This is a genomic window from Leptolyngbya sp. DQ-M1 (assembly GCF_039962505.1).
Lineage (GTDB): Bacteria > Cyanobacteriota > Cyanobacteriia > Leptolyngbyales > Leptolyngbyaceae > Leptolyngbya.
In genome coordinates, this window is record NZ_JAMPLJ010000017.1 from 1 (window position 1) to 23,816 (window position 23,816).

At 48.1% G+C, this 23,816-nt stretch carries 26 protein-coding genes and 1 tRNA gene; 12 read left to right on the plus strand and 15 right to left on the minus strand.

The annotated features are described in order from the left end of the window. Positions 1-174 precede the first annotated feature (174 nt). The 3 genes from murG to NC981_RS23755 all read right to left on the minus strand — a co-directional run bounded on the left by murG (position 175) and on the right by NC981_RS23755 (position 3,320). Positions 175-1,266 (minus strand): undecaprenyldiphospho-muramoylpentapeptide beta-N-acetylglucosaminyltransferase, encoded by a 1,092-nt coding sequence (gene murG / locus NC981_RS23745; protein ID WP_348245308.1) that lies wholly within the window; start codon positions 1,264-1,266, stop codon positions 175-177. Between the two features lie 66 nt (positions 1,267-1,332). Then, entirely contained in the window at positions 1,333-2,985 is a 1,653-nt protein-coding gene (locus tag NC981_RS23750; RefSeq protein ID WP_348245309.1) for a deoxyribodipyrimidine photo-lyase, read from the minus strand. Beyond that, positions 2,982-3,320 (minus strand): hypothetical protein, encoded by a 339-nt coding sequence (locus tag NC981_RS23755; protein WP_190379349.1) that lies wholly within the window; start codon positions 3,318-3,320, stop codon positions 2,982-2,984. The genes NC981_RS23750 and NC981_RS23755 overlap by 4 nt, the downstream gene beginning before the upstream one ends. A 250-nt stretch (positions 3,321-3,570) precedes the next feature. Between NC981_RS23755 and NC981_RS23760 the strand changes: the two genes are divergently transcribed. Further along, a complete protein-coding gene (locus NC981_RS23760) occupies positions 3,571-4,467 on the plus strand; it encodes a cation diffusion facilitator family transporter (RefSeq protein WP_348245310.1) in 897 nt (298 codons plus the stop codon). Here NC981_RS23760 and NC981_RS23765 read toward each other — a convergent pair. The 3 genes from NC981_RS23765 to NC981_RS23775 all read right to left on the minus strand — a co-directional run bounded on the left by NC981_RS23765 (position 4,464) and on the right by NC981_RS23775 (position 5,680). Further along, complete coding sequence (locus tag NC981_RS23765; RefSeq protein ID WP_348245311.1) at positions 4,464-4,958, minus strand: DUF3122 domain-containing protein; 495 nt, start codon at positions 4,956-4,958, stop codon at positions 4,464-4,466. The two genes, NC981_RS23760 and NC981_RS23765, sit on opposite strands and share 4 nt — an antisense overlap. Positions 4,959-4,988: 30 nt before the next feature. Next, positions 4,989-5,249, minus strand: coding sequence for a hypothetical protein (locus NC981_RS23770; RefSeq protein ID WP_348245312.1), 261 nt, complete (start codon positions 5,247-5,249; stop codon positions 4,989-4,991). A 287-nt stretch (positions 5,250-5,536) separates the two neighbouring features. After that, the gene (locus NC981_RS23775; RefSeq protein WP_190379353.1) at positions 5,537-5,680 is read right to left on the minus strand and encodes a hypothetical protein; all 144 of its coding nucleotides are present in this window, start codon (positions 5,678-5,680) and stop codon (positions 5,537-5,539) included. 567 nt (positions 5,681-6,247) lie between these two features. Here NC981_RS23775 and NC981_RS23780 point away from each other — a divergent pair. From NC981_RS23780 to NC981_RS23790, 3 genes are all read left to right on the plus strand, one after another. Next, positions 6,248-6,811 (plus strand): DUF3727 domain-containing protein, encoded by a 564-nt coding sequence (locus tag NC981_RS23780; protein WP_190379354.1) that lies wholly within the window; start codon positions 6,248-6,250, stop codon positions 6,809-6,811. Between the two features lie 247 nt (positions 6,812-7,058). Next, on the plus strand, positions 7,059-8,168 hold the full coding sequence (mltG, locus tag NC981_RS23785) for an endolytic transglycosylase MltG (protein WP_348245313.1): 1,110 nt from the start codon (positions 7,059-7,061) through the stop codon (positions 8,166-8,168). A gap of 196 nt (positions 8,169-8,364) precedes the next feature. Further along, positions 8,365-8,898: a YqeG family HAD IIIA-type phosphatase gene (locus NC981_RS23790; RefSeq protein WP_348245314.1), complete on the plus strand. Its 534-nt coding sequence runs from the start codon at positions 8,365-8,367 to the stop codon at positions 8,896-8,898. Between the two features lie 149 nt (positions 8,899-9,047). Here the strand turns inward: NC981_RS23790 and ccmA are convergent, their stop codons facing one another. From ccmA to NC981_RS23810, 4 genes are all read right to left on the minus strand, one after another. After that, positions 9,048-9,899 carry a heme ABC exporter ATP-binding protein CcmA gene (gene ccmA, locus NC981_RS23795; RefSeq protein WP_190379357.1) on the minus strand — a complete coding sequence of 284 codons (852 nt, stop codon included), beginning with the start codon at positions 9,897-9,899 and terminating at the stop codon, positions 9,048-9,050. Between the two features lie 201 nt (positions 9,900-10,100). After that, on the minus strand, positions 10,101-11,291 hold the full coding sequence (locus tag NC981_RS23800; RefSeq protein WP_190379358.1) for a TRC40/GET3/ArsA family transport-energizing ATPase: 1,191 nt from the start codon (positions 11,289-11,291) through the stop codon (positions 10,101-10,103). 202 nt (positions 11,292-11,493) lie between these two features. After that, positions 11,494-12,585, minus strand: coding sequence for a redox-regulated ATPase YchF (gene ychF / locus NC981_RS23805; protein WP_348245315.1), 1,092 nt, complete (start codon positions 12,583-12,585; stop codon positions 11,494-11,496). Between the two features lie 23 nt (positions 12,586-12,608). Continuing rightward, positions 12,609-12,761, minus strand: coding sequence for a hypothetical protein (locus tag NC981_RS23810; protein ID WP_190379360.1), 153 nt, complete (start codon positions 12,759-12,761; stop codon positions 12,609-12,611). Positions 12,762-12,838: 77 nt separating this feature from the next. Between NC981_RS23810 and NC981_RS23815 the strand changes: the two genes are divergently transcribed. From NC981_RS23815 to NC981_RS23825, 3 genes are all read left to right on the plus strand, one after another. Continuing rightward, the gene (locus tag NC981_RS23815; RefSeq protein WP_348245316.1) at positions 12,839-14,281 is read left to right on the plus strand and encodes an aminotransferase class I/II-fold pyridoxal phosphate-dependent enzyme; all 1,443 of its coding nucleotides are present in this window, start codon (positions 12,839-12,841) and stop codon (positions 14,279-14,281) included. A gap of 39 nt (positions 14,282-14,320) precedes the next feature. Beyond that, positions 14,321-14,923, plus strand: coding sequence for a precorrin-6Y C5,15-methyltransferase subunit CbiT (gene cbiT, locus NC981_RS23820; RefSeq protein WP_348245317.1), 603 nt, complete (start codon positions 14,321-14,323; stop codon positions 14,921-14,923). A 145-nt stretch (positions 14,924-15,068) separates the two neighbouring features. Then, positions 15,069-15,941: a phosphatidate cytidylyltransferase gene (locus NC981_RS23825; protein WP_190379363.1), complete on the plus strand. Its 873-nt coding sequence runs from the start codon at positions 15,069-15,071 to the stop codon at positions 15,939-15,941. Here NC981_RS23825 and NC981_RS23830 read toward each other — a convergent pair. Next, entirely contained in the window at positions 15,938-16,720 is a 783-nt protein-coding gene (locus tag NC981_RS23830; RefSeq protein WP_348245318.1) for a DUF2993 domain-containing protein, read from the minus strand. The genes NC981_RS23825 and NC981_RS23830 overlap by 4 nt on opposite strands. 357 nt (positions 16,721-17,077) lie before the next feature. On the opposite strand from NC981_RS23830, the gene NC981_RS23835 reads away from it, so the two are divergent. The 3 genes from NC981_RS23835 (at position 17,078) to NC981_RS23845 (ending at position 19,445) form a co-directional block, all read left to right on the plus strand. Next, positions 17,078-18,331, plus strand: coding sequence for a DUF4912 domain-containing protein (locus NC981_RS23835; protein ID WP_348245319.1), 1,254 nt, complete (start codon positions 17,078-17,080; stop codon positions 18,329-18,331). Between the two features lie 164 nt (positions 18,332-18,495). Then, the gene (locus tag NC981_RS23840; protein ID WP_348245340.1) at positions 18,496-19,062 is read left to right on the plus strand and encodes a type III secretion system chaperone; all 567 of its coding nucleotides are present in this window, start codon (positions 18,496-18,498) and stop codon (positions 19,060-19,062) included. Continuing rightward, positions 19,059-19,445, plus strand: coding sequence for a DUF2358 domain-containing protein (locus NC981_RS23845; protein ID WP_348245320.1), 387 nt, complete (start codon positions 19,059-19,061; stop codon positions 19,443-19,445). Before NC981_RS23840 ends, NC981_RS23845 begins: the two co-directional genes overlap by 4 nt. 18 nt (positions 19,446-19,463) lie before the next feature. On the opposite strand, the gene NC981_RS23850 is transcribed toward NC981_RS23845, so the two are convergent. After that, a tRNA-Gln gene (locus NC981_RS23850) sits at positions 19,464-19,535 on the minus strand. Positions 19,536-19,688: 153 nt separating this feature from the next. On the opposite strand from NC981_RS23850, the gene NC981_RS23855 reads away from it, so the two are divergent. Continuing rightward, positions 19,689-20,114, plus strand: coding sequence for a hypothetical protein (locus NC981_RS23855; protein ID WP_348245321.1), 426 nt, complete (start codon positions 19,689-19,691; stop codon positions 20,112-20,114). On the opposite strand, the gene NC981_RS23860 is transcribed toward NC981_RS23855, so the two are convergent. Genes NC981_RS23860 through NC981_RS23870 form a run of 3 tightly spaced genes read right to left on the minus strand, consistent with a single transcriptional unit; the run spans position 20,098 to position 21,539 of the window. Further along, entirely contained in the window at positions 20,098-20,427 is a 330-nt protein-coding gene (locus tag NC981_RS23860) for a methylated-DNA--[protein]-cysteine S-methyltransferase (protein WP_348245322.1), read from the minus strand. The genes NC981_RS23855 and NC981_RS23860 overlap by 17 nt on opposite strands. After that, the gene (locus tag NC981_RS23865; protein ID WP_348245323.1) at positions 20,428-20,793 is read right to left on the minus strand and encodes a hypothetical protein; all 366 of its coding nucleotides are present in this window, start codon (positions 20,791-20,793) and stop codon (positions 20,428-20,430) included. Continuing rightward, positions 20,790-21,539 carry an HAD family hydrolase gene (locus NC981_RS23870; RefSeq protein ID WP_348245324.1) on the minus strand — a complete coding sequence of 250 codons (750 nt, stop codon included), beginning with the start codon at positions 21,537-21,539 and terminating at the stop codon, positions 20,790-20,792. Before NC981_RS23870 ends, NC981_RS23865 begins: the two co-directional genes overlap by 4 nt. Positions 21,540-21,649: 110 nt before the next feature. Between NC981_RS23870 and NC981_RS23875 the strand changes: the two genes are divergently transcribed. Next, the gene (locus tag NC981_RS23875; RefSeq protein WP_348245325.1) at positions 21,650-23,785 is read left to right on the plus strand and encodes a tetratricopeptide repeat protein; all 2,136 of its coding nucleotides are present in this window, start codon (positions 21,650-21,652) and stop codon (positions 23,783-23,785) included. Positions 23,786-23,816 lie beyond the last annotated feature (31 nt).

A 23,816-nucleotide genomic window follows, 5' to 3' on the forward strand; every position in this document is an offset into this window, starting at 1 on the left:
TTGGCAGCAGGTGAAGCGGCTCCGGTTGCACTCTCTGCTCCTGCAATCAACGGTTAGTCTCTAGCGGTTTGAGCAAGATGAAGCCCTCCGAGATTCGGAGGGCTTTTTCACGCTTAAATGGATTAGTCAAAAAGAGCTGCTTAGTTTGAGAGCTTATTGCAAGGCTTGTGCAGCTTAACAAATTAGCTGTGTTACTAGTCGCGCAGTTTGTTCAGCACTGTCAATAACGGCGATCGATTTTGCCGCTATTGACATCTTCTCTAGTTGGTCACGATTCTGCAATAGTGCCAGTATCGATCGCTGAAGCTGCTCTACGCTCAATTCTGACTGGCGAAACATCTCTGCCGCGCCTGCATCGACCATTACTTTTGCGTTAAACGCTTGGTGATCTTCTGCGGCAAAAGGGAACGGAATTAGAATTGCAGGTGTTCCGGTTACAGTAAGCTCCGTGACTGTGCCGGCTCCAGCACGGCTGATTGCTAGATTCGATCGCATTAATAGTGCTGCCATGTTTTGGTAGAACGGCAACGCCAAATATTGGGAATGCTGCAAGCTTTTTGCATCTGGGTCGTTTTCTCCAGTTAGATGAACAATCCAAGCGCCTTTGTCAAACCAAGCAGGTGCAGCTTTTCTGACCAGTTGGTTCATTGCCACTGCACCCTGACTTCCACCAACTACAACAATCAGGGGAACATCATTCGGGATCGGTAAATCTAGCTTGTCCTGATGTGAAAGGGCGGCTCTGAACTGCGATCGTACAGGAGTTCCGACGACGACAGTTTTTGCTTTTGGTAATGATTTGGCGGCAAGCTTGAAGCCGATCGCAACTGTCGTACACCACGGCGCAAAGAATCGCGTCACTTTTCCGGGTAAAGCGTTCGACTCATGCAGAATTACGGGAAGACCCAGCGATCGCGCTGCAATGATTGCAGGTGCAGAAATATATCCGCCTGTTGTGAATACCCCGTCAAAGCGACCTTTTTGCAGAATTTGTCGCACGTTCCAGATTGACTTGATTAGGCGGAATAAAATCTTGACCGTTCCTAGCCCTAGTTTTTGTTGGAATCCTGCAACTGAGATGCGATGAATTGGATAGCGATCGCCCACAAGCTGCGATTCTAAGCGATCAGGGACACCAAGCCATTCAATTTCAAAGTCGGGGAGTTGTTCTGCAACAGCGATCGCGGGAAAGACGTGCCCTCCTGTGCCGCTTGCAGCAATCAGGAGACGACGAGATTTTTTTTCTAGCTGGGGAGATGATTGCACGATGAACACTTCGCAATTCACGAAGGGCATTCTATCGTACTCGGAGCCGGAAGGGAATTTTTTGCGTCAATCAAAGAGAGCGAGTTGGATGATGTTCGAGTCAATTGTAGAAGGTTTGCGGCGGGTTGTGGTTTTGTGAGGTTTAATTTCTACGTGGGCGACGAGCCAACTCCGTAGCCAAGACGATCGCTCTAAGTCCAAGTTGTCGAGATCTAGTGCAGCCGGAAATAAATCAGGAGAGGGCAATTGCGCCCATTGAATCTCGCTCTCAAAACGATCGTATCCAAAAGGTAAGACGGATTCAGGCATTCGAGTAAGATGCGGCAAGAAGTCTGAACTTTGGCGGAAGTGAGATCGTTGTACTTCTAGTTGCTGCACTCGCCGATGCCGCGCTTCTCGATAGTTCAGAACCGGTGCTGGATAACCTTTGACTCGCGGCGGTAGACCGAGCTGAACTGTGGGAATGTGGGCAAGTTCTGGAACCCATTTTTTAATGAATTCACCATCGGGATCGCAGCGATCGACGGCGGCTTGCTCAGGATTGTAAATGCGAGTCCAGCTTTTATCTAAGCAATGCGTTACACCTGCCTGCATTGCCCATTGATAGTGATCGATCGGGCAATCTCCATCGATTAGATGTCGCATGAAATGGAGCGCTCCGTAACGCCAATCGATTCCAAGTAAATTACTCAGAAAGCTTGAGTACAAAGCACGCGATCGAAAATTCATTGCCATCCATCCGCCTGTGGCTTCCAAGCAACGAGCGGCAGCATCAACGATTGGGAATCCGGTTTGTCCAGTTTTCCAGGCTTTGTAAAGGGTTTCATCGAACCGCCAACCGTCTTGATCGAACACAGAGTAGAGCGATCGGAGTTCTAATTGAGGGAGATAACGAAATCGCTGAGCGAAGCCACTTCCCCATCGCAAGCGTGAGATAAATTGTTTTCGACTGCGTTGTATTTTCTGATTGCTGTCGTATCTCAATAAGCGCTGTACAGTTTGATAACATTCACGGATTGAGATTACCCCAAATTTGATGTGTGGACTCAAGCCAGAAGTGATCTCTGCGCCGGGATAAGAGAGTTGCCAATAATATCGATCGACTTTCTCGGTTAAGAATTCTTGGAGTAGAGTTCTGGCAGCCTGAGTTCCCGCAGGTGGAATCATTTTGCGATCCGGTAGCAATCCTAAGTCTGTGAGTGTAGAAATCGGTTCACCCAACACATCATCAGGAGTCGGAATGTTGATTGGCGTTGGCAACAGTTCCGACTCCATTTCGCGATACCAAAATTTCCGATAATCGGCATAAGGAATGAGTTCCGAGATTGCGGCGGTTGTCTCAAACCAGCGAATTCTTAGATTTTGTTGTGCCAAAACACGATTGAGACGGGCATCTCTCACTCGACCATAGATGCGCTCATAGTCAACATAAGCATAGATACCATCTGAGCCAGTTTCGCGAATCAGATTTGGCAGAATCTCAAGGGGATCACCGAATCGCAGAATTAAGCGACCTCCTCGATCGCGCAACTCCTGATCGAGCGATCGCAAACAATCCAGCATAAATGCGACCCGCGCCGAACCTGTCTCCGGATGATGCAACAAGGCACGATCGAAGATAAACACCGGAATCACAGCACCTCGCGACGCAGCCCGATGCAAAGGAGCATGATCGCTAATGCGTAAATCCCGGCGAAACCAAACGATCGTTCGCTTCATGAATGTTGTTCAAGATATTGATTGATGTCTTCGATCAGGCGACTCAGTTCGGCTTCGGTGTTGAGTCGGATGCGATCGTCGCGCAACGTTACGAGAACTCTTGCTGCAAATGGAGATGCCCAGATGTTTGGATTGCAAAAAAGCTCAAGAAAAATATCGCCTGTGTAACGATATTCCATGGAAGGTTGAGGGGCAGCTTTGCTGCCTGTCTTTGTTGCAGTTGTTTTCAAGCATCCCATTAGTTCGTTGAGGGCTGCTTTTAGCTCTTGTGCGGCTTCGGGTGTAAAGCGGAACATCACTGAGCCATTATCTAGATTTAAAGTGAGTTGCGTCATTGATTTAGTCTTTATGATCCATTCTAGAATGCGATCGTAAAGCTGAAGTTTCTAGCTGATAATCTTTCACAACAATTCTCAAGACTAGATCCATGATTAGTTGTGTCATTGCCGCGATCTTGATTTGAAGATGAGAATTTTGTCAAAAAGTTTTCGGTATTATGAAAACCAAAAAGCTTTTAGTAGCAAAGCTTTGGAGCATTTTTTATAAGCGAGATCTACACTAAAACCATTGCTATCTAATATTGGTATGGTTCTAGATAATCGATCGACCGTCCGTAAAGTTCTCGTCATTACTCTGCTTCTAAATCTTTTTGTTCTATTGCTAAAAGCTGTAGTGGGATGGTTTACCGGATCACTCAGTTTACTAGCGGATGCACTCCATAGTTTGACCGACAGTGCGAGTAATGTTTTGGGATTAGTTTCCAGCCGGTTCTCATCCCCTGTACCCGATCGCGATCATCCTTATGGGCATCAGAAATATGAAGCCATTGGAGCGCTAGGGGTTGCAGCTTTCTTAGGAATTGCGTGTTTTGAGATTTTGCAAAGCGCGATCGAGCGGCTGACCAAGACCAGTGAACCCGTGAAAATTGCTGGAGCTGAACTTTGGCTATTGCTGATTGTGCTTGGAGTAAATCTATTCGTCACTTTTTATGAGCGGCGCGAGGGAATGCGCGTCAATAGTCCGATTCTGATCGCAGATGCTCAACACACGATGAGTGACGTTTGGGTGACGATTAGCGTATTGGGTGGATTAATTGGAATTTGGATTTTCAATTGGCAATGGTTGGATGTAGTGCTGGCACTACCCGTTGCAATTCTGGTGTTTTATAGCGGTTGGAAAGTCTTAAAGCAGAATTTACCGTGGTTGGTAGATGAGATTGCGATCGCGCCCGAAGCAATTCATGCGATCGCAATGACTGTTCCGGGGGTCATTAACTGTCATGACATTGCGTCGCGTGGGGTCGTTGGGCGACAAACCTTCATTGAAATGCACTTGATTGTAGATGCAGGGGATGTCGAAACTGCTCATCAAATCACCGAAGAAGTGGAAGCGCGACTAATTGAAAGGTATAGCCCAGTTCGAGTGATGATTCATGTAGAGCCACCGTCCTACCAAGAAAATCACATCAGCTTCGGGATTTAGCGATCGGGCTGCCAGCTGGCGACGCGCCACCATTCTAAAGCAGTTTCAGGCGGGATTTTTAACCGTGCGATACCCGATGTGAGAGGCAGAACCAGCGTGAGTTTTGTGTCGGTATCCAACTGAGTCAGAACAGGTTTGAAGTCATATTCGCCAACCTGAGCAACCGGAAACTCTTTTGAGGTGACATCCTCAGCGTGAAACAGCGATCGATTCGCTTCGATTTCTAGCGGTTGCTGGTGGTTTAACGTGACAAGACCGGGAAATCCAATCACTCTCAAGTGAATCAGGTCTGGTTGTCCGAGCGGAAACTTTTTATAAAACACAACTTGCCAAGCGCGATCGCAGTCGTCTTGCAGCTTTGATAAAGAGCGGAACAGAACGCCGTTTGCATCCGAATAAGTATGAACCGAGGCGATGGCAAAATTCGTGCCGATCGTCCAAATCAGAATTGCTAAAACGCAACTTTTCCACAACCACGCCCAGTTTTCCACAACTCTCGTTCCGTTTTCCACAACGTTGATTTATTGCTTACCTTCAAATTGTGAGTACCACACCAGGTTGCCAACAATGTTAATTCCCAAAGCAATGCTGCCAACAATCCAACCGAGTTGAGGGTTGTAGCTGCCACGGCTCAGCGTTTTCATCCATTGGTGCGTCTGGTCTGAGGACAACAGTTGATCGGCAATAAACGGAAAAAGATACATCAACGCTGCTCCAGCAGTGAGCCATACAACCATTGAGGCGAGCAGAAAGACAGTTTTAGCGACAGATTGACTACCCATTGTGAAAAGCTTAAATTGTGCGATCGCAGATCAAGGCTTTAAGTGAGCGTACCACGATCGACAGTCAGTACGCCCAGCATGAACCGGTACACTGAGCAGGACTCGAACCTGCCAGTAACACACTTATCGGGTGTGTACGTCGTCCCCTTTCGCCTTCGGTTGCACCATCCCTACATTCTCTTAGTAGAAGGCCCTCTTGGAAGAAGGCAAGAATAATCCACCTTGCCTTCTTTGGATAAAACTATTCAGCTTTCATAGGTAGGTGTGAGTGTTGTTTGGAGTATTGTTTACAGTTTTAAACAACCTTCGTGTTGGACTTTTGAAATGGCTTCGGCTTGTTGACGCTGCGATCGAATTTCAGCGCTACTTAGTCCTCTGCGCCGATCGTAGCTAAAGTTCCAGGAGTCCGATTTCGGTGATTTCAGAATCATTTCGTCACCTCTGGTTTGTCTTCTTTCATACTACATTAGTATTACATATTGTATTACAAAATTGTCAAGCGCGTACTACAATTTCTGCCTGCAGGACAGTTCACTTCTAAAAAAGAACCCCGCTCCTGATGTGCCAGAAGCGGGAGGAGGGTGAGAATATTGCCCTACGCAGAATACAGAGTTCGCCTGTATTGTCCGCTTTCTACACGATAATTTTTCAGCCAGTTTTCTGACATAAATCCGCCTTCTAACCCCGAAATTGAAAGGTTAGAGGTGCAGTTATGTCTGCTTATGTCGTTTTGAATTAAGGCGCTGCAGAAAGAAAAATGCTGTAAATCTTTGTAATATGCGTGTAGCATATCAGCAGGACATACTACACGCATATTACAAAGCCATCCAGACCCTTTACGAAGTTTTTAGGCACAGTGTGATCGTACTTCCATGCTTGCTTTGGGAAAAAGTGCCCATTCTACGAGATACTTTTGGGAGGACAAACCGCGATCGCACCGTCGAACCCGGAGCGTCTCGCACTTTGTTTTAGTAAGTTGAGTATTAAGAGAGAGTCCAATGGACGAAGACAGCATTAACAACATGGATGCTCCAACCGTAACCCTAACAGATGAGGCAGGCTTGACCCTCACCTGCTACATCGAGCATTCTTTGGACGTGGAAGACCAAGAATATGTGCTGTTACTTCCCGTTGACTCGCCGATCGAGATTTTCGCTTGGCAGGAAAATGGCGACGAGGATGAAGCAGTGTTAGTCGAAGATCAAGAAACGCTCAATACAGTGTTTCCGATTGCAAAAGCTGTTCTAGAAGAACAGAACCTTGCTCTGAAGCAGACGGCGGTGGTCTTGACCGTAGAGGGCGATCTACCCGACCTGGATGAAGAAGAAGCGTGGGCAGGAGTAGAATCTGACTCTGAGGACGATCAAGAGGAGCTTCAACTGCTGGCTAGCTTCTGGCACGAGGAGCAGGAATACGCAATTTATACTCCTCTTGATCCGTATTTCATCCTGGCTCGGTTAGACGAAGACGGAACGCCGCATCTGTTATCTCAAGAAGAACTGAAGAAAATTGAGCCAATGTTACCGATGATCGAAGATCAGCTTTTTGATGAGATGGAGTAATCGGTTTGGAGTCGGTCAGCAGATTTGAATCATTTATATTCAAGTGTTTTTTGATCGACTCCTAAAAAACTTTTTTAATCTATACTAGGCGCGGCAGGCTGGGCGGAATATTGATCCCCGTGATCATCAATGCTTGTTAATTAGTCCTTTTTATATCCGTTGACTTATTGGTAAACTTCATTACTATTTGTTTTCAGCAAGATATAGTTTTCTGCCCGCCTGTGTAGTTCTTCACCTTACATTCCAGATGAAAATCGCTAAACCTATTGCGAGAGTCTCGTTTTTCCTGTTTCTTGTCGGGGCTGCACTCGGACTATCGGCGTGGCGTGCCCAAGCTTGGTGGAGTTTTGCTAGTTCCCCGATCGCACCGCAAGCAGACTCAAACTCAGGAAAGCGAGTCATCATTCAGATTCCGCAAGGGACTTCCGCTCAACAAATCGGTCAGGAGCTTGAAGCCGCAGGACTGATTCGATCGGCAAAAGCCTGGGAAGTTTGGGCGCGTTGGTTGATGTGGAAAAATCCCGATGGTGGGTTTCAGGCTGGAAACTACGAGCTTTCAACTGGGGACAGTTTGCAGACGATCGCTGAAAAAATCTGGACAGGACAAGTAGCGCAGCGCAGCTTTACGATTCCTGAAGGCTGGTCGCTGAAACAAATGGCGAACTATTTCGAGAAGCAAGGATTTTTCAAGGCGCAGGATTTTCTCGCAGCAGCCAGCCAAGTCCCGAATGCGGAATATCCCTGGTTGCCACAGAATTTGCCGTTTCTTGAAGGCTTTTTGTATCCCGATACTTATCAAATTCAAGCGGGTTCAGAGATTACGCCCAAGCAGGTTATCCAGCAAATGTTGAGCCGCTTCGAGCAAGTGGCACTCCCGGTTTACAACCAGAAACGCGGTAAAACAAATCTTTCTTTGCTGCAATGGGTGACGCTTGCAAGCATTGTGGAGAAAGAAGCAGTGATTCCAGCCGAACGCAACCGGATTTCTGGTGTATTTCACAATCGGCTAAAGAAAAACATGACGCTTGGATCTGATCCAACGGTGGAATACGCGCTTGGAGTGCAGCAGACTCCTGAAAATCCGCTAACTTATGCTCAAGTCGCAACGCCTTCACCGTATAACACCTACGTCACACCGGGACTGCCCCCGACTCCGATCGCCGCTCCCGGTATCGCTAGCCTCAAGGCAACGCTAGTACCCGAAGCAACCGACTACCTTTACTTTGTGGCGCGTTATGATGGGTCGCACGTCTTTAGCCGCACGTTAGCCGAACATGAATCGGCACAGGCGAAGATTCGCGATCGCGTCGATGCTCAAGCTCAAAAAGGGCAACCCGCTAAGAATCAATCACGTTGAATCCGTGATTTTTGGGTACGAGATCAGGCTACGATCGCTCTAAGCTATAGATACCGTTAACCAGTTCTTTGATAAACGATTGGTAAACGGCTATTGTAGCTATGATTGTGTAGCTGTGATTGATTTTATCAAAAGCAACTCTTACGCTAGTAATCACGCTTCTTTCAATCCTGTCCAACCTTGCGAGCGACACACCATGTCTTGGGGCAAACTCTTACAACCTGATCTTCTGCTCAATACGACCATTCTTGGGTTAACGCCGGATCTGCTACGCCAGAATAACCTGCGTGGTCTAGTGCTAGATGTCGATGAAACACTCGTTCCGATTACAACGGCTGAGATTTCAGCAGAGTTACTGCCTTGGGTTGAGCAGGTACGAGAGATTACTAGTATTTGGTTGGTGAGCAATAATATCAGCGAGAATCGGATTAAGCGGATTGCAGACGTGCTGAAAGTGCCTTACTTCACGGGAGCAGGCAAGCCATCACGACGCAAGCTCAGACGAGCGGTAGAAGCAATGAATTTACCGCCGCAACAGGTGGGTATGGTGGGCGATCGACTGTTTACCGATGTGCTGGCTGGGAATCGGTTAGGGATGTTTACGATTTTGGTGCAGCCGATGGTTGATCCGGCGGCGGAGGTTGCACGGCGGTATCCGGTTCACGCACTAGAGATTCGGTTGTCTCAGGCTCTGGGAGCCACTTTGACTCCGCACAAGCATCAAATCTAAAGAAAAGTTTAGAGAATGGTGGAGTCTAGGAAAATTTTGAGATTCTAGATATAGCTCAAATGGAGCCAGCGATTATAAAGGCTCTAATCCATAAATCTCTGTGAATACTAAGTGGACTGCCAACTCTAAAACGGGTTGGCAGTTTGCTTTTAATCTAAGTTGCGTCCTGTGAGTTCAACGAAAATATCTTCCAGGTTTGAAGGGCGCGTCATGGTGCCTGTTTTGTCGGGCAATTGTTCTAGATAATGGTTGGCATCCTCGACGGTTGGAAAGAACTTATAGTCCCAATGTTCACCAGACTGTTTCATTAGAATTCCTTTACCATGCTTCTGGCGTAATTCTTCTAATGTACCGAGCGAGATTAACTTGCCAGCATCCATAATGCCGATACGATCGCACAGATATTCCACTTCATCCATATAGTGCGTCGTCAATAGCATTGTCATTCCTTGCCGATTGAGTTCGCGAATAATTTCCCATAGGCGGCGGCGAGTTTGTGGATCGAGTCCAACCGTGGGTTCATCGAGAAAAAGTATTTCCGGTTTGTGCAGTAGAGCGCGGGCAATTTGCAGGCGACGCTTCATACCACCTGAAAGCGTTTTAGCGGGGTCATTGCGTCGATCGTTCAGTTCAACATATTCCAGCGCTTGATCAATCTCCTTTTGCCTGCGGGGATTGGGAATATGATGCAATCGCCCGTGATACTCCATGTTTTCCCAAACGGTTAGATCGCTATCGATACTGATTTGCTGGAGGACAACGCCGATGTGGGATTTAACGAGCGATCGCTGATTAATCACGTCAAACCCTGCGACTTGAATTCGACCTTCGGAGGGTTTAGTTAGAGTCGTTAGCATCCGAATTGTAGTGGATTTGCCTGCACCGTTTGGACCTAACAGCCCAAACATCTCCCCGGCTTGAATTTCAAACGACAAACCATTAACAACTGGAACGTTGTTGTAAACCTTATGAACATTTTGAAGAGAGACAGCAGCAACCATTTAGCATTATCAATATCGCAACCTTTGTTCACACTATCGTAAGATCGTGTCAAAACCATACGCAGCCGGATGGATTGTCAGATGAATTTGCTCGGATGGGCACACTATGAAAACTTTTCACTTGTGGAATATGTGTTAAAGGTTGCGATTGATGATGTCGATCGTTGAAGATCCCAACCTCAATCAACGCATTTGGAAACTCTAAACTCTTGCCGGATCGCTGAATCGAATCTTGAGATAATCCTCTTCCATCTTTGCACCCGAAGGCTGTAGCGCAGCTAAGGCTTGCGGTAACACTAAATTACGGCGATGATTTCCGATCCGAACATTCAATTCATCGCCTGTTTTACTCAGTTCAATTTGCGTCTTTTCAATTCCCGGCAAATACAGTTCTAAACTGTACTGATTCTGTTCTTGAACCACGCGCAATGTGGTTTCCTTGTAGTACAACTGTGATGGATCTTCGTTGTTTGGATAAAGCGTATCTTTCAAGCGATCGAGCGCTTCCAAACCACACATTTCCTGAGAATATAGCGGAACCTCTTTAATCGGCAATGGTGAAAAGTTCGCGTGAATTTCATCCCGATATTGGCGCTGATTTTCTTTCCACTGCTGGAAAAATGGGTCAGAAACCGAGTCAGGAATGATCCGATTTGCCACGACTAAATCGGTTGCAACATTGTACAAACTCAAATAAGCATGAGCGCGAAGGGATTCTTTGATCACCATCTTTTCAGGGTTCATCACCAACCGTACCGTTGTTTGAGTCGGATCAGTTAGCACTTTTTCTAAGGCTTCGATCTGTTCGTAAAACTCATAGGGTGCGTCCATGACTTCCTTATCTGGAAGCGAGAAACCTGCGATCGGGCGGAAAATCGGTTCAACCAACGGACGCAGCGCGACCGAAATTCCCTGAAACGGCTTGTAAAACTTCCGCATATACCAGCCGCCAACCTCCGGCAAACTCAGCAACCGCAGCGCGGTTCCCGTTGGAGCCGAATCAATAATCAATACATCAAATTCCCCTTCGTCATAGTGCCGCTTCATTCGCACTAATCCGAAAATTTCATCCATTCCCGGCAAAATTGCTAACTCTTCCGCCTGCACGCCGTCGAGTCCACGTGCCTGCAACACCTGGGTAATATAGCGCTTCACCGCTCCCCAGTTGCCCTCTAATTCCATCAAGGCATCGAGTTCAGCCCCCCAAAGATTTGGGCGAACTTGTTTTGGTTCGTGCCCTAACTCCAGATCAAAGCTATCCGCCAGCGAGTGAGCCGGATCGGTACTCAGTACCAGAGTCCGGTATCCTAATTCAGCACAGCGAAGCCCAGTCGCGGCTGCAACCGAGGTTTTACCAACGCCGCCTTTTCCGGTCATTAGAATTACGCGCATGGCGATCGAGTCCCTATATGAGAATTACTTTACATTCTTTAACCCAATTCTAGCGTTGATTCGCGGTTGAAAAGGATAGAAACTAAAAACGCTCGATCGAGTGCGATCGAGCGTTTCCAAAGGCAATTCAGGGTAGGCGTAGAAGTTCCCGCAAAATCCTTATGTCCGTAATTATACTGCGATTTCTGTGGTTTTACTGAAACTACACATTGAAGCGGAACAGCATCACATCGCCGTCCTGTACTACGTATTCTTTACCTTCACTGCGAACCAAGCCCTTTTCTTTAGCCGCATTCATTGATCCAAACTCAATTAGATCTTTGTACGCAACGGTTTCGGCGCGGATAAATCCGCGCTCGAAGTCGGTGTGAATTACTCCTGCTGCTTGAGGCGCAAGCATTCCCGTTTTGATTGTCCAAGCGCGGGTTTCTTTAGGCCCAGAGGTAAAGTAGGTCTGTAAGCCTAAAAGTCTGTAGGTTGCGCGAATCAGGGATTTTAGACCGCCTTCTTCTACACCTAAAGAAGCGAGGAAATCGGCGCGATCGTCTTCCGGTAACTCCACTAATTCGGATTCAACCTGCGCGGAAATGACGACGACTTGTGCATTTTCCTGCGCTGCGACTGTCCGAACTTGTGCAACCCAATCGTTGCCGGTTGCCAAGTCTTCTTCGGAAACGTTGCAAGCATAAATCACAGGTTTGCGAGAGAGTAACCCTAGCGGTTTGATCAGGGCTTCTTCTTCTTCATTCAGTACCACTTGACGCGCTGATTTGCCTTCATTCAGGGCGGCACTCATACGTTCTAAAATTTCGAGTTCTTGCTGTGCTTCTTTGTTAGAGCGAGCTTGCTTGCGGGTGCGATCGATGCGGCGATCGATTTGATCCAGATCCGCCAGTCCCAGTTCTAAATTAATCACTTCGATATCGCGGACTGGATCAACAGAACCAGCGACGTGAATAATATCGTCATCGTCAAAGCACCGAACGACATGAACAATCGCATCGACTTCACGAATATTCGCCAAAAATTGGTTGCCCAAGCCTTCACCCTTTGAGGCTCCTTTGACCAAGCCTGCAATATCCACAAATTCAACTCTTGCCGGGATAATCTCGGCAGATTTGGAGATGCCTGCTAGTTTATTGAGGCGATCGTCTGGAACCGCGACCGTGCCGACATTGGGTTCGATCGTACAGAAGGGATAGTTGGCGGCTTGGGCTTTTGCATTGGCAACGACCGCATTAAATAAAGTTGATTTTCCAACGTTGGGCAATCCAACAATCCCGGCTCTTAGCATGATTTAGTGTTTGAAATAAAAGGTTAGGACGGAGAAGGAACAGGTTCAGTTGGCTCAGACTGGCTTCCGGGAATAGGTTCCGGTGGCAGATCGGGAGCTGGAGTCGGAATCGGACTTGGTTCTGGAGTCGGATTGGGTAACGGCGATGGAAGTGGATTGGGTGGGGAATAAACCATAAAACATCCTAACGATAATTTGGCTCCCCTAACCTAGAAAATAATGAAGCGCGATACATCTGTCATGAGATCAGGTTATGAAATTGGACGATAGCTCCGCTTCCCGAAGGGTTCGCACTCCATTACTCGAAATGCTGGCAAAATGCGCTCAGAGCCAGAACGCGGCATTTCATACTCCTGGACATAAGCGTGGTCAGGGCAGTTTTGAGGGATTTCGAGCGTTAATTGGCGATCGAGCACTTCAAGCTGATTTACCCGAATTACCAGAGTTAGATAATTTGTTTGCGCCTCAAGGTGCGATCGCCGAAGCGCAATCTTTAGCCGCAGAAACATTCGGAGCCGAGCAAACTTGGTTTCTGGCAAATGGCTCGACGTGCGGAATTATTGCGGCAATTCTCGCAACCTGTGATCCAGGCGATAAGATTCTTTTGCCTCGAAACGTTCATCAATCAGCGATTTCTGGATTGATTTTGTCGGGTGCAATCCCTATGTTTTTGCAGCCTGAGTATGACTCTGTTCTCGATATTGCTCACAGTGTCACACCTGAAGCGGTTGCGATCGCACTCAAACAACACCCCGATGCCAAAGCAGTTCTGATCGTTTATCCCACGTATTACGGTGTTTGTGGTGATTTAAAGGCGATCGCAGATCTGACTCATGCAGCAGGAATTCCGCTCTTAGTCGATGAAGCTCACGGCGCACATTTCACGTTTCATCCAGAGTTTCCAATTTCGGCAATGGCAGCAGGTGCAGATCTTGCAGTGCAATCGACACACAAAACTCTATCCGCACTAACGCAAGCTTCGATGCTGCACGTTCAAGGCTCTCGAATTAATCGCGATCGCATTGCCCGATCGCTGCAATTGACACAATCAACTAGCCCAAATTATTTGCTGCTCGCTTCCCTGGATGCTGCCCGCACTCAGATGGCAAGTCAGGGAAAAGAATTGATGAGTCAAACCTTAGAACTTGCCGATCGAGCGCGATCAAATCTGAAAAATGTTCTTGAATTTTCCACTTCTTCGGGCTGCTTTGCGGTCGATCGCACTCGGCTCACAATCACCGTTTCTCATCTTGGTCTAGATGGTTTTACGGCTGATGAATTGCTGCAAAGTTTTGGTGTTACGGCTGAGTTTCCATCGCTTCAGCACCTAACATTCATCATCAGTTTAGGAAATACCGAGACGGATATCGATCATTTAATTGAAGCGGGCGATCGTCTTCCAGTAAACACCCCGATTGCGCCAATTTTAGAAAAAGTTGTACAACCCTCTGCTGCTCCCCTACTTTCCCCGCGTGAAGCCTTTTTCGCTCCGTCTCGATTTCTGCCACTAGAGCAAGCGATCGACCAAATTAGCGCCGAATTAGTTTGTCCCTACCCGCCCGGAATTCCAGTCCTGCTACCGGGCGAGCAAATTACAGCAGATGCGATCGTGCTTCTTCAATCTGTTCTGAACGCAGGCGGCTTTATCAGTGGATGCAGCGATCCCACCTTGAATCAGTTAAAAGTCGTTTCCTGAATCACAATAGAGAGATGCCCCTGTTCCGCTAAGTTTTGTATGGCTTCCCCGCTCTGGTCTTATGTCACACCTGGAATTCCTGACGAGTTGTTTGAGAGCTTACCCGGAATTCCCATGAGTCAGCGTGAAATCCGTCTACTGCTGCTTTGCCAACTTCGACTCCGACCGGATTCTGTCTTATGGGACATCGGAGCCGGAACCGGAACCATTCCCGTCGAAGCGGGATTATTGTGTCCGCAGGGTCAAATTGTCGCGATCGAGCGAGATGAAGAAGTGGCAGCCTTGATTCAGCGTAACTGCGATCGGTTCGGAGTAAAAAATGTTGAAATCATCGAAGGCAGTGCTCCTGAATGCTTAAAGAATCTCAAACAGATGCCCGATCGCGTGTGTATCGAAGGGGGTCGATCGATCAAAGCAATTCTGGCGGAAGTGTGGCATTTACTCAGACCTCAAGGGCGCATTGTAGCGACTGCTGCAAACTTGGAGAACTTGTACAAGATTTCAGAAAGCTTTGCTGAACTTCATGCCCGGAATATTGAAGTGGTGCAATCCGCGATTAATCGGCTTGAAACTCGCGGTACGAGTCAATCCTTTGTCGCCGTCGATCCGATCTTCGTTCTCAGTGGCGAAAAGCTCGAATGAAATTTCATGCTGCACTCTGATAAAGTGATCCAAATGACGCTTAACCTTCTTAACCTGACTCTAACTTTGAAGTAGGACAAACCCCAAGAGCGGGTTGAGAAAGGGACAGTTAGACCAAGTTTCTATTGTGAACGCTGAAAATCTTATGCCTTGGTCTCGCATTCTCAGTGGCTTTGTTGCGATCGTCGTCGCTTTAGTAATGTTCTTACTGGGCGGCTGGTATTTCACTGCGTTTTTTGCGGTGATTATTTACCTCGGACAGTTAGAGTATTTTGAGCTTGTCCGCGCTAAGGGAATCGCTCCCGCTGTGAAAACAACGCTTGTAGTGACGCAAATTCTTGTCTTCATCTCGAATCTCAATCCCGCCCTAGCAGATGCAATCTTCCCGGTTGCAGGAACTTTGATCTGTTTCTATCTGTTATTTCAGCCAAAATTCGCCACGATCGCGGATATTTCCGCTTCGATCATGGGGTTGTTCTACGTGGGATATTTGCCAAGCTTCTGGATCAGACTGCGATCGCTCGGACAAGCTGACCTGAGCAACCTTCCGCTTGATGGCTTCTGGATCACGTCTTGGCAAAGTTTAGACGCACTTCCTCAAGGACTTACCCATACGCTGTTGGCATTTGTGTGTATGTGGGCGGCAGACATCGGCGCTTATACCGTGGGTCGTTGGATCGGTCGAACTCGTCTTTCTGACATCAGCCCGAAAAAGACAGTTGAGGGTGCAGTGTTTGGCGTGTCGGCAAGTGTGGCAGTTGCGATCGTCGGCTCTTGGTCTCTCAACTGGTCGGGATGGCCAATCACAGGAGTCTCGATCGGCTTATTGATTGGAATTGCCAGCTTGCTCGGAGATCTAACCGAATCGATGATGAAGCGCGATGCGGGCGTGAAAGATTCAGGTCAGCTTATTCCGGGTCACGGCGGTATCCTCGATCGTGCTGATAGCTACGTCTTTACCGCGCCCTTGGTGTACTACTTCGTGACGATCGTTCTGCCGTTACTGCCCCATTCCTAAGCGGGAAGCACGATTAATTTCCCCTGACAAGTCACTTTTTCGGGATCGATCGCGAGTTCGTGGATTTCAGTTTCATCGCCCAAATCGAACGTATAACCATCGAGGTCAGAGAGCGGTAGTCCTCGCTTTGCGGTTGCGTGAGGGAGCCACTGAGGATTCACGAGCTTCAGTAAATTCGGAGCCGTCAGCGCAAATCCGGTGCGAATCGCGATTGGGGTTTCATTGCCACTGTCAGAAATCAACGTTGCGCCCAAAACGACCTGCTGCGATCGCAGTTGAATTGTCAGGTTTTGCAAATTGAGATTGCGATTGCTACTGATCCCCGCAGCCCCAGATTGTAAAAGCGTTTGTAAAAATTCTGTCACCCCCGCTTTGAGCAAGGGAGCATTCAGCGACGCATTCAGATCTGCTGCTTCTAACAAAACTGATCCCACAATCCGAATCGGTTCGAGCAATCGAAAAGGTTTGCCTCGCACGACTTGCCCTGCATTCACTCGAATATTCTGTCCAGTTAACTCGACCTGATTCAGCACTAAGCCCTGATAAATTGCATTCTTTGCCGACAGGGTGACTTGCTCGATATAGCCGGAAAGAATTTGACGATCGCCTGCTGTAATCTCAACCTGTAACGCTTCAACCTGCTCAACCTGCGATCTGAGCCACAGTTGCACTGCGGGTCTCAGCGCTTTACTAATCAGTCGGCTCCTTCTGCTTGAAGGTACGTCCGATTCAGGAGTCGGTTCCTCAAATTCAGTCGTTTCGCGATCGCCCAAAGTCATACACCGTTTTTCGAGGTAGCTTACAGCAGTTTACAGGAAAGCCTCTGCTTCTGAATAGTGTCAGCATTTCATGACACTATTCCCTATTTTTGATCCCAGCTACGATCCCAAACTCGTTGAATTGTTATGATACTCTGACATAACGATCCCGAAATTCCCCGAAAACCCGTAAAAAGCCGTTAAATCAAGCGCTCCCACCCCTTGATCGATTAGAGGGTTTCCTGCACTATATGAAACATCTTTTGATCCCCAACCTCCAGTTTCTCTGAATTGGGTGATCCCCTGACCGCAATCTGCGATCAAGAAGATGCCTGAGCGCTTGAGAACGGACTGAAACATAAATCACGGAGAAGTGATATGGCTACAGAACGTCCCCCTCTCACTGAAATGACGCTGCGTCAACTACGTCGAGTTGCCAGTGAATATGGCGTATCACGCTATAGCCGGATGCGAAAAGATCAACTGCTTGCATCGATTCAGGAGATTGAACGGACACGATTTTCCCCTACCCCATCACGCACCTTAGAGGCACAGGAAGCCGTGGAAGCAACTAAATTCGACGTTGGACAAGATGACCCTCAATTAGAAACTGTGATCACGGCAAACGTGCTATCAACAGTAGATGCCGACTTGATTGATCTCCCAGAAGGATACGGAGAAAGCCGAGTCGTGCTTATGCCTCGTGATCCGCAGTGGGCATATGCGTATTGGGATATTCCAAACGAGCACAAGCAAGAACTCCGTCGTCAAGGTGGACAACAGTTAGCGCTGCGCGTGTATGACGTGACGGAGATCAACCTGGATTACCAAAGCCCCCATAGCGTCCAAGAATATCCCTGCGATGAGATGGCGCGGGAATGGTATTTACCTGTTCCGGTGAGCGATCGTGATTACGCGATTGAAATCGGTTACCGATCAGCAGACGGGCGCTGGCTGGTACTAGCGCGATCGGCTCCGGTGCGAGTACCTCCGGTTTATCCCTCTGACTGGATTGAAGATCACTTCATTACCTTGGCTTGGGAAGAAGATCTGCGCGGCAAGACCTTTGCAGAACTGGTTCCCCCCAGCCAGAAAACTGCAGTTGCAGGCGTTAACGGTGGAGTCCAAGGCAACCCGATTTACGATCAGATCTTTGGCATGGCGCAAACCACTGAAGCGATGCGGATTGCAGGATCGCTCTATGGTTCGATGCAGCACTCTGCCGCCGCACCGCACCTTGAGGCGATTAGCTCTTATGTGTTCCCGTCGGGTGTGGGAATGTGGGCAATGCCAACAGTATCGGGTCTAACGATGTCCGGTGTTGGCTTCTCGGCTTCGGCACCACCTATTCGTCCGCGTAAGTTCTGGCTGATTGCCGATGCGGAACTGATCGTTTACGGGGCAACAGAACCCGATGCCACGGTGACGATCGGCGGTCGTCCGATCAAACTCAACCCGGATGGAACCTTCCGCTTCCAGATGTCGTTCCAGGATGGGTTAATCGACTTCCCGATCATGGCAGTGGCGGCAGATGGCGAACAAAATCGCGAGATTCACATGAAGTTTGAGCGCGAAACGCCTGCACGCCGCACCAACACGAAAGAAGAAGCGATCGAAGAATGGCTGGCATAGACCAGTCAAAGCACGAAGGATGATGATAAAACCGAGTGTTTCATCCTTCTATTGAGTTCTCCCTTCCACCCTGATCAGCAATTGGTCAGGTTTTTTTTATGGTTGCGATTACATTAGAGAAGAAGGATGTTAGTTCGCCCTCTAACTATTTATCTGTAATTGATATGACTTTGGATGAATTGTCTGCAATGCTCACGAGTCTCTTTGGAGAGCAAGCTCAGGCGCTAGCTGTGGGATCGTTTCAGGTTGAAACGCCGCAGTTTCGATTATTAATCTTGTTATCTGAGGATCAAACCTGGTTGCGGGCGCTACTGCCGATCGCGCCTGCCCAGGATGCCGAACCCTATTGGGAACAGCTTTTAGAAGCAAACTTTGATTTGACCCAGGAAACCCGCTATGCCTTGCATCAGGGGGTACTGTGGACTGTGTTTCAGCATTCACTGGCGGATTTGTCGATCGCAGATTTACAGGCTGCGCTGCAGCGGCTGATTGCGGTGCAGCAGCAAGGATTGGATGAAGTGTTTAATACCTTTGTTGAAAAGCGGATTCGCCAGATTGTACAAGTGGCAAAGCGGCAAGGACAATCTTTAGAAGCAACCATGCAAACGCTCGATCGCTTCTACCAAGAAGGAATTATGGGAGACTTAGCGATGGGGGCGCAGTCTCGCTCTCAGACAATGGATGCTTGGCAACGACAATTGAGACGACTGTGGGATGAGGTGGAGCCGTGAATTTAGTCGAACAATTGCGTCAGGATTATGCACGGTTCCCAGCCGATCAGACTTACAGCCTGTATGCATCGGATGTGTTTTTTCAAGATCCGATGAATCGGTTTGAGGGAGTCGATCGCTATCGCGCCATGATCAAGTTTATTGGGACGGCGTTTCTGAATGTGCGAATGGATTTGCACGCGATCGAGCAGGTCGGCGATGAAATTAAGATGCGCTGGACGCTGAGCTGGAATGCACCGTTGCCGTGGAAGCCGAGAATGGCAATTTCAGGTAGAAGTGAATTAAAGGTGAATCCCGATGGGCTGATTTCATCGCACATCGACTACTGGGATTGTTCGCGCTGGGAGGTGGTGAAGCAAATCTTTAACTCCAGCACGGATTAATATTTTAAGTGAGAAAAACTGGGGCGCTAGGATTCGAACCTAGGAATGCCGGGACCAAAACCCGGTGCCTTACCGCTTGGCGACGCCCCATCGCATCGCTTTAAGTAATATAACATCAACCTCCGAAGTTTTGTCAAAAAAATTCTTTCGTATCAAGTCGTACTGCTTCAGAGTGGGGCAATCCATATGATGGAAAGATAACATCGTGACGTTTTATATCACTCGATTCGGAGCCGTGCGATCGTGAATGCAGCCGAACAAGCGACCAGTTTAGAACTTGCCAGCAAAATCGCCACCGTCACCAACCTGATAAAAACTGATTTTCCTGATGCGCGTGTGGATCTCAAGCCTTGGGCAAATGATCCAGATACCCGCGAATGGATTGATCCAGAGTCGATCGATCTTGGCTTTCACTTTCCGGGGCGGAGTCGATCGTTTCAGTGTCGCAGTGCGTTGATCCAGATTCGCTTTCACTTTGATACAGAAACCCAGGATCGACGAGCGATCGGGATTGAAGCCGCCGGATTTGACCACAAGGGCAAGCAATGGCAATTTTCAACGGTGCAGCATTGGATGTTTGAAGGAGAGAGCCAACCTGCACCCGAAGCGGAGGCAAGACTCAAAGCGTTTTGTCAGCGAGTGCTAGAAATTTTTAACCAAACTGAGTGAGATCCGGCTGCCAGCGATGGCGCGTCAGACTGAGTTTACCGTTGCGATCGAACTCGATCCCCTCGGATTCGAGCAGCGATCGCTGAATGTAGTCCATGCCTTCTCGGAGCGGCGACATCGAGATTTCGCCCTTAGCATTAATCACACGATGCCAAGGGACTGCTAGATTCGGATCGGTGGCGCGAAAGAGCGCATATCCGACTAAACGCGCTTGTCTGGGCAGTCCTGCAAGTTCGGCAACTTGTCCATAAGTGGCAACTTGCCCATAGGGAATTTGACGGACAACGTTGTAAATCTGCTGGTACTTAGACATCTACTTCAAGCGGCAAACAAAGGCTGCGAGTGCTTTATGGTAAGCTGTTTCGGGTTTGATCCAGGGATCGTTTACGACTTTATAATTGATTCGCGATCGTGATTCAAAATATCCCATTTTTATGGTACGAAACCGTTGCATCTTACAGTTCATTTCGACTTGGGAATAAGCTGCCTCTGCATTCACAACTTCATAAATCACGTTACTCCCTGCTTTTTGAATGCCATTGACGTTCACGTAGGCGGTTCCGTCGAACTGAGTGTTGGGAACTTCTTTCCAAGCTGGATTTTTTAGCTCAAGTCGTTCGGCAAAAGCGGGCATCGCAATCAAAAGACCGATCGCGGCAGGGAGGATTCGTAAATTCATAAGATTCTCAAGGCGGCTAGATCAAGATAAGGTTGTCCCATCTGTCCTTGCAGAACTTTCAAAGGCTGATCAGGTTCCCCTAGCTGATCGACGACGATCGCGGCTCCGCTGAAGTCTTGCGATCGCGTATAGTCGTTAAGCGTCACGACGGTCTTAATTCCGGCAGCGAGTGAGGCTTGTAATCCCTGGTAGGAGTCTTCGATCGCAATACAATCCGCTGCCCTCAAATTTAACTTCTCCAACACATAGAAGTAGACATCCGGTGCAGGCTTCTTGTGTTCAACCATGTCGCCTGCCCCGATCACTTCAAACCAGTTGGGGCTATCGGGTGCGAGTTCGGTTTCGAGTAGTGCTACCACGTTCTCCGGTCGGCTGGTGGTGGCGATCGCCAGTCTTATCCCCGCCTGTCTTGCTTCTTCGATCAATCGCTTTACGCCTAGACGCAGTGGAATGATGCCCTCTTTGACTAATTCCTGATAATGCTCGGTTTTTGCAGCGTGAAGTTTGGCTGTAAATTCTTGGAGATCTTCGCCCTTTGGCACTTCTGCTTTGTGGGTTTCTACATATTGCTGAATCCGCTCTCTGCCGCCTGCGACTTCGAGCAATTGCCCGTAGAGATCGATCGACCAATCCCAATTCAGCCCGAAATCCGCAAAGGCGCGATTAAAAGCAATCCGGTGCCCGTCGCGTTCGGTATCGGCTAGCGTACCATCAACATCAAAGATTAGCGCTTTCAGATCAGACATAAAGAATTTTTTGGAGTGAATTTCCTGATTCCACGATCGTACAACTGTAGAGACAAACAGCAAGCAATGTAGCTTTTATTACTCAGTGACTTGTAGGATTCAGGGGCAACATGAACAATACAAAATGGCTCAATTGGGTTGAATATTTTGCACTGATTGGGTCGGGAGTTGGGTCGGTCGCCGCGATCGCGTCTCAGCAATTCGCATTCACCGCTGCTCCTGTCTCTTGTTTGTTGCTGCTGAATTTAATTAATCGCTCCCGGCTTGACCAAGAGACGTTAGAAACCGCAAAAACAAGCATTGCACAGCTTGATCAGCGCTTTTCTAATGACATTAAGGAATTAAATCTACAAGTCCGCACTCGTCCGAACTATGTTGATCTTGCTAACCTTCGCAAAACAATTCAGCAGCGACACGACACTTCGATCGCACAACTACAGCGCGATGCTTCTCAACGGCTCAGTAAGATCGAGCAGCACAAGTCTAACCAGCTTGAACAAGAACTAGCGCAGTTCAACACAAAATACTCCCAGCTTTCAGAGGCGCTCGCCACGATCTTGCAGTACCTAGACCAAGTGGCGACAACCAACCGAGTGGAAACCGCAGAAAGCGCGATCGCTCAATTGCGGCATGAAGTGGTGCAGTTGCAGACAAAGATTTCGGAAGTTGTAGCCAGCCAGAAGCAGGGCATTCCGCGTGTGCTTCAAGATGAGCTTTATCAGATTCATCGTCGTTTGAATAACTTACCTCAACCGTTTGATGGCATTGCTCTAAAGCAAGAGGTCGATGGCTTGGTGAAAGTTGTAGGAGAGCTAGTGACGCGACGGGATCTGGCGAAATTGATGGCTGAGATTGAGAAGATTCGCAACCAACATCAAAGTCTAGAGCAGACTGTTGCACCCTTGCGATCGGTGAATACGATCATGCGAAAGCAGATCGATACCTTGTCTTCTTGGGTGGTGAACGGACATCCCGCTGCATCAACAAGTCAGATCGAGAAGTTGCAAGCTACAGTGGCACAACTCGAAGAGCGCCTTAATACAGGTGCAAATTTAGCCGAGTTGCAGAATGAAATCCAAACGATGCTTAATGAGCATTTCAATCAGTTGCAAGAACAATTTAGCAGTGTGCAGGATCAGGCTCAGCAGATCGATCGCCACCAAAAGCAGCTTGTAGAACGAATGAGTCATCTGCCTACGATGCTCGATGCCAGTGCTTTACAAACTCAGATTAAGTATTTGACCTCACGCTTAGAGATTACGGAAAGTCAGCTTGCAACATTAGCTCAATCTTCTACGGCTCAATCTTCTACAAAGTCGGACTACGAATTGATGCTTAATCTAACACCAAGTATTGATCCGTTTGAGCAGATGCGGACTGTGCTGAAAGAAGCGATCGCTCAGGCACGATCGCGCTTGATTGTAGTATTTCCTTATCCCGATCGTGCAACGCTAGACGATGAATTGTTGCAGCAGTTTCAAGCTTTTCTCGATCGAGGTGGAGTGCTGGATTTGGGCTGGGGGCATTTGGGCGATGAAGCGTCTGCACAACAAGCCCGTTATATCTACGATCGTACATCTAATCCCTTTCTGAAAAGCATTCTCAGTCAACTCACGCAGCTCAAGCGCAGCTATCCGACTCAATTTCGCTTCAAGGTCTTGGGAACTCGCGAAAACTTCTTGGTTTGCGATTCGACCTACAGCATCTTGGGACTCCAGCCCGTTGCAACAGCAAGCAGCGCTTTTCCAGAAATGGCGATCGGGCTTCGGACTCAAAACGCTGTGGTGATTCAGGGATTAATTGATCGCTTTGATCATCCAAAGTTAGAAACCGACAGCACGATCGCTTATCTCAATCGAGCAATGACCTTGTATGAACTGGGCGATCGGCGAGGTGCAATCAAAGATTACTCGACAGTGATTGCACTGGATCCACATCACAGGATCGCTTGCAACAATCGCGCTCTAATTCAGTTTGAATTAGGTGATTATGTCAGTGCGATCGAGGGATTTACTGCTTTGCTGGCGATCGAGAATCAAAATCCGATTGCTTATTTTCATCGTGGTTTAGCTCGCACTGCTCTGAACGATCAAACAGGCGCGATGCGAGACTTGAAAAAAGCGGCTTGGCTGTTCTCGATGCAGAGCGATCTACTCAAGCATCAACACGCGATCGCAGCAATTGAAAAATTGCGTAAACGCGCTGTATGTCGGGAACCTCAGATGCAGAGGGTTCGTGAAGCTTAGCGAAGACTAACGAATTTGCAAGCCTGCTCTC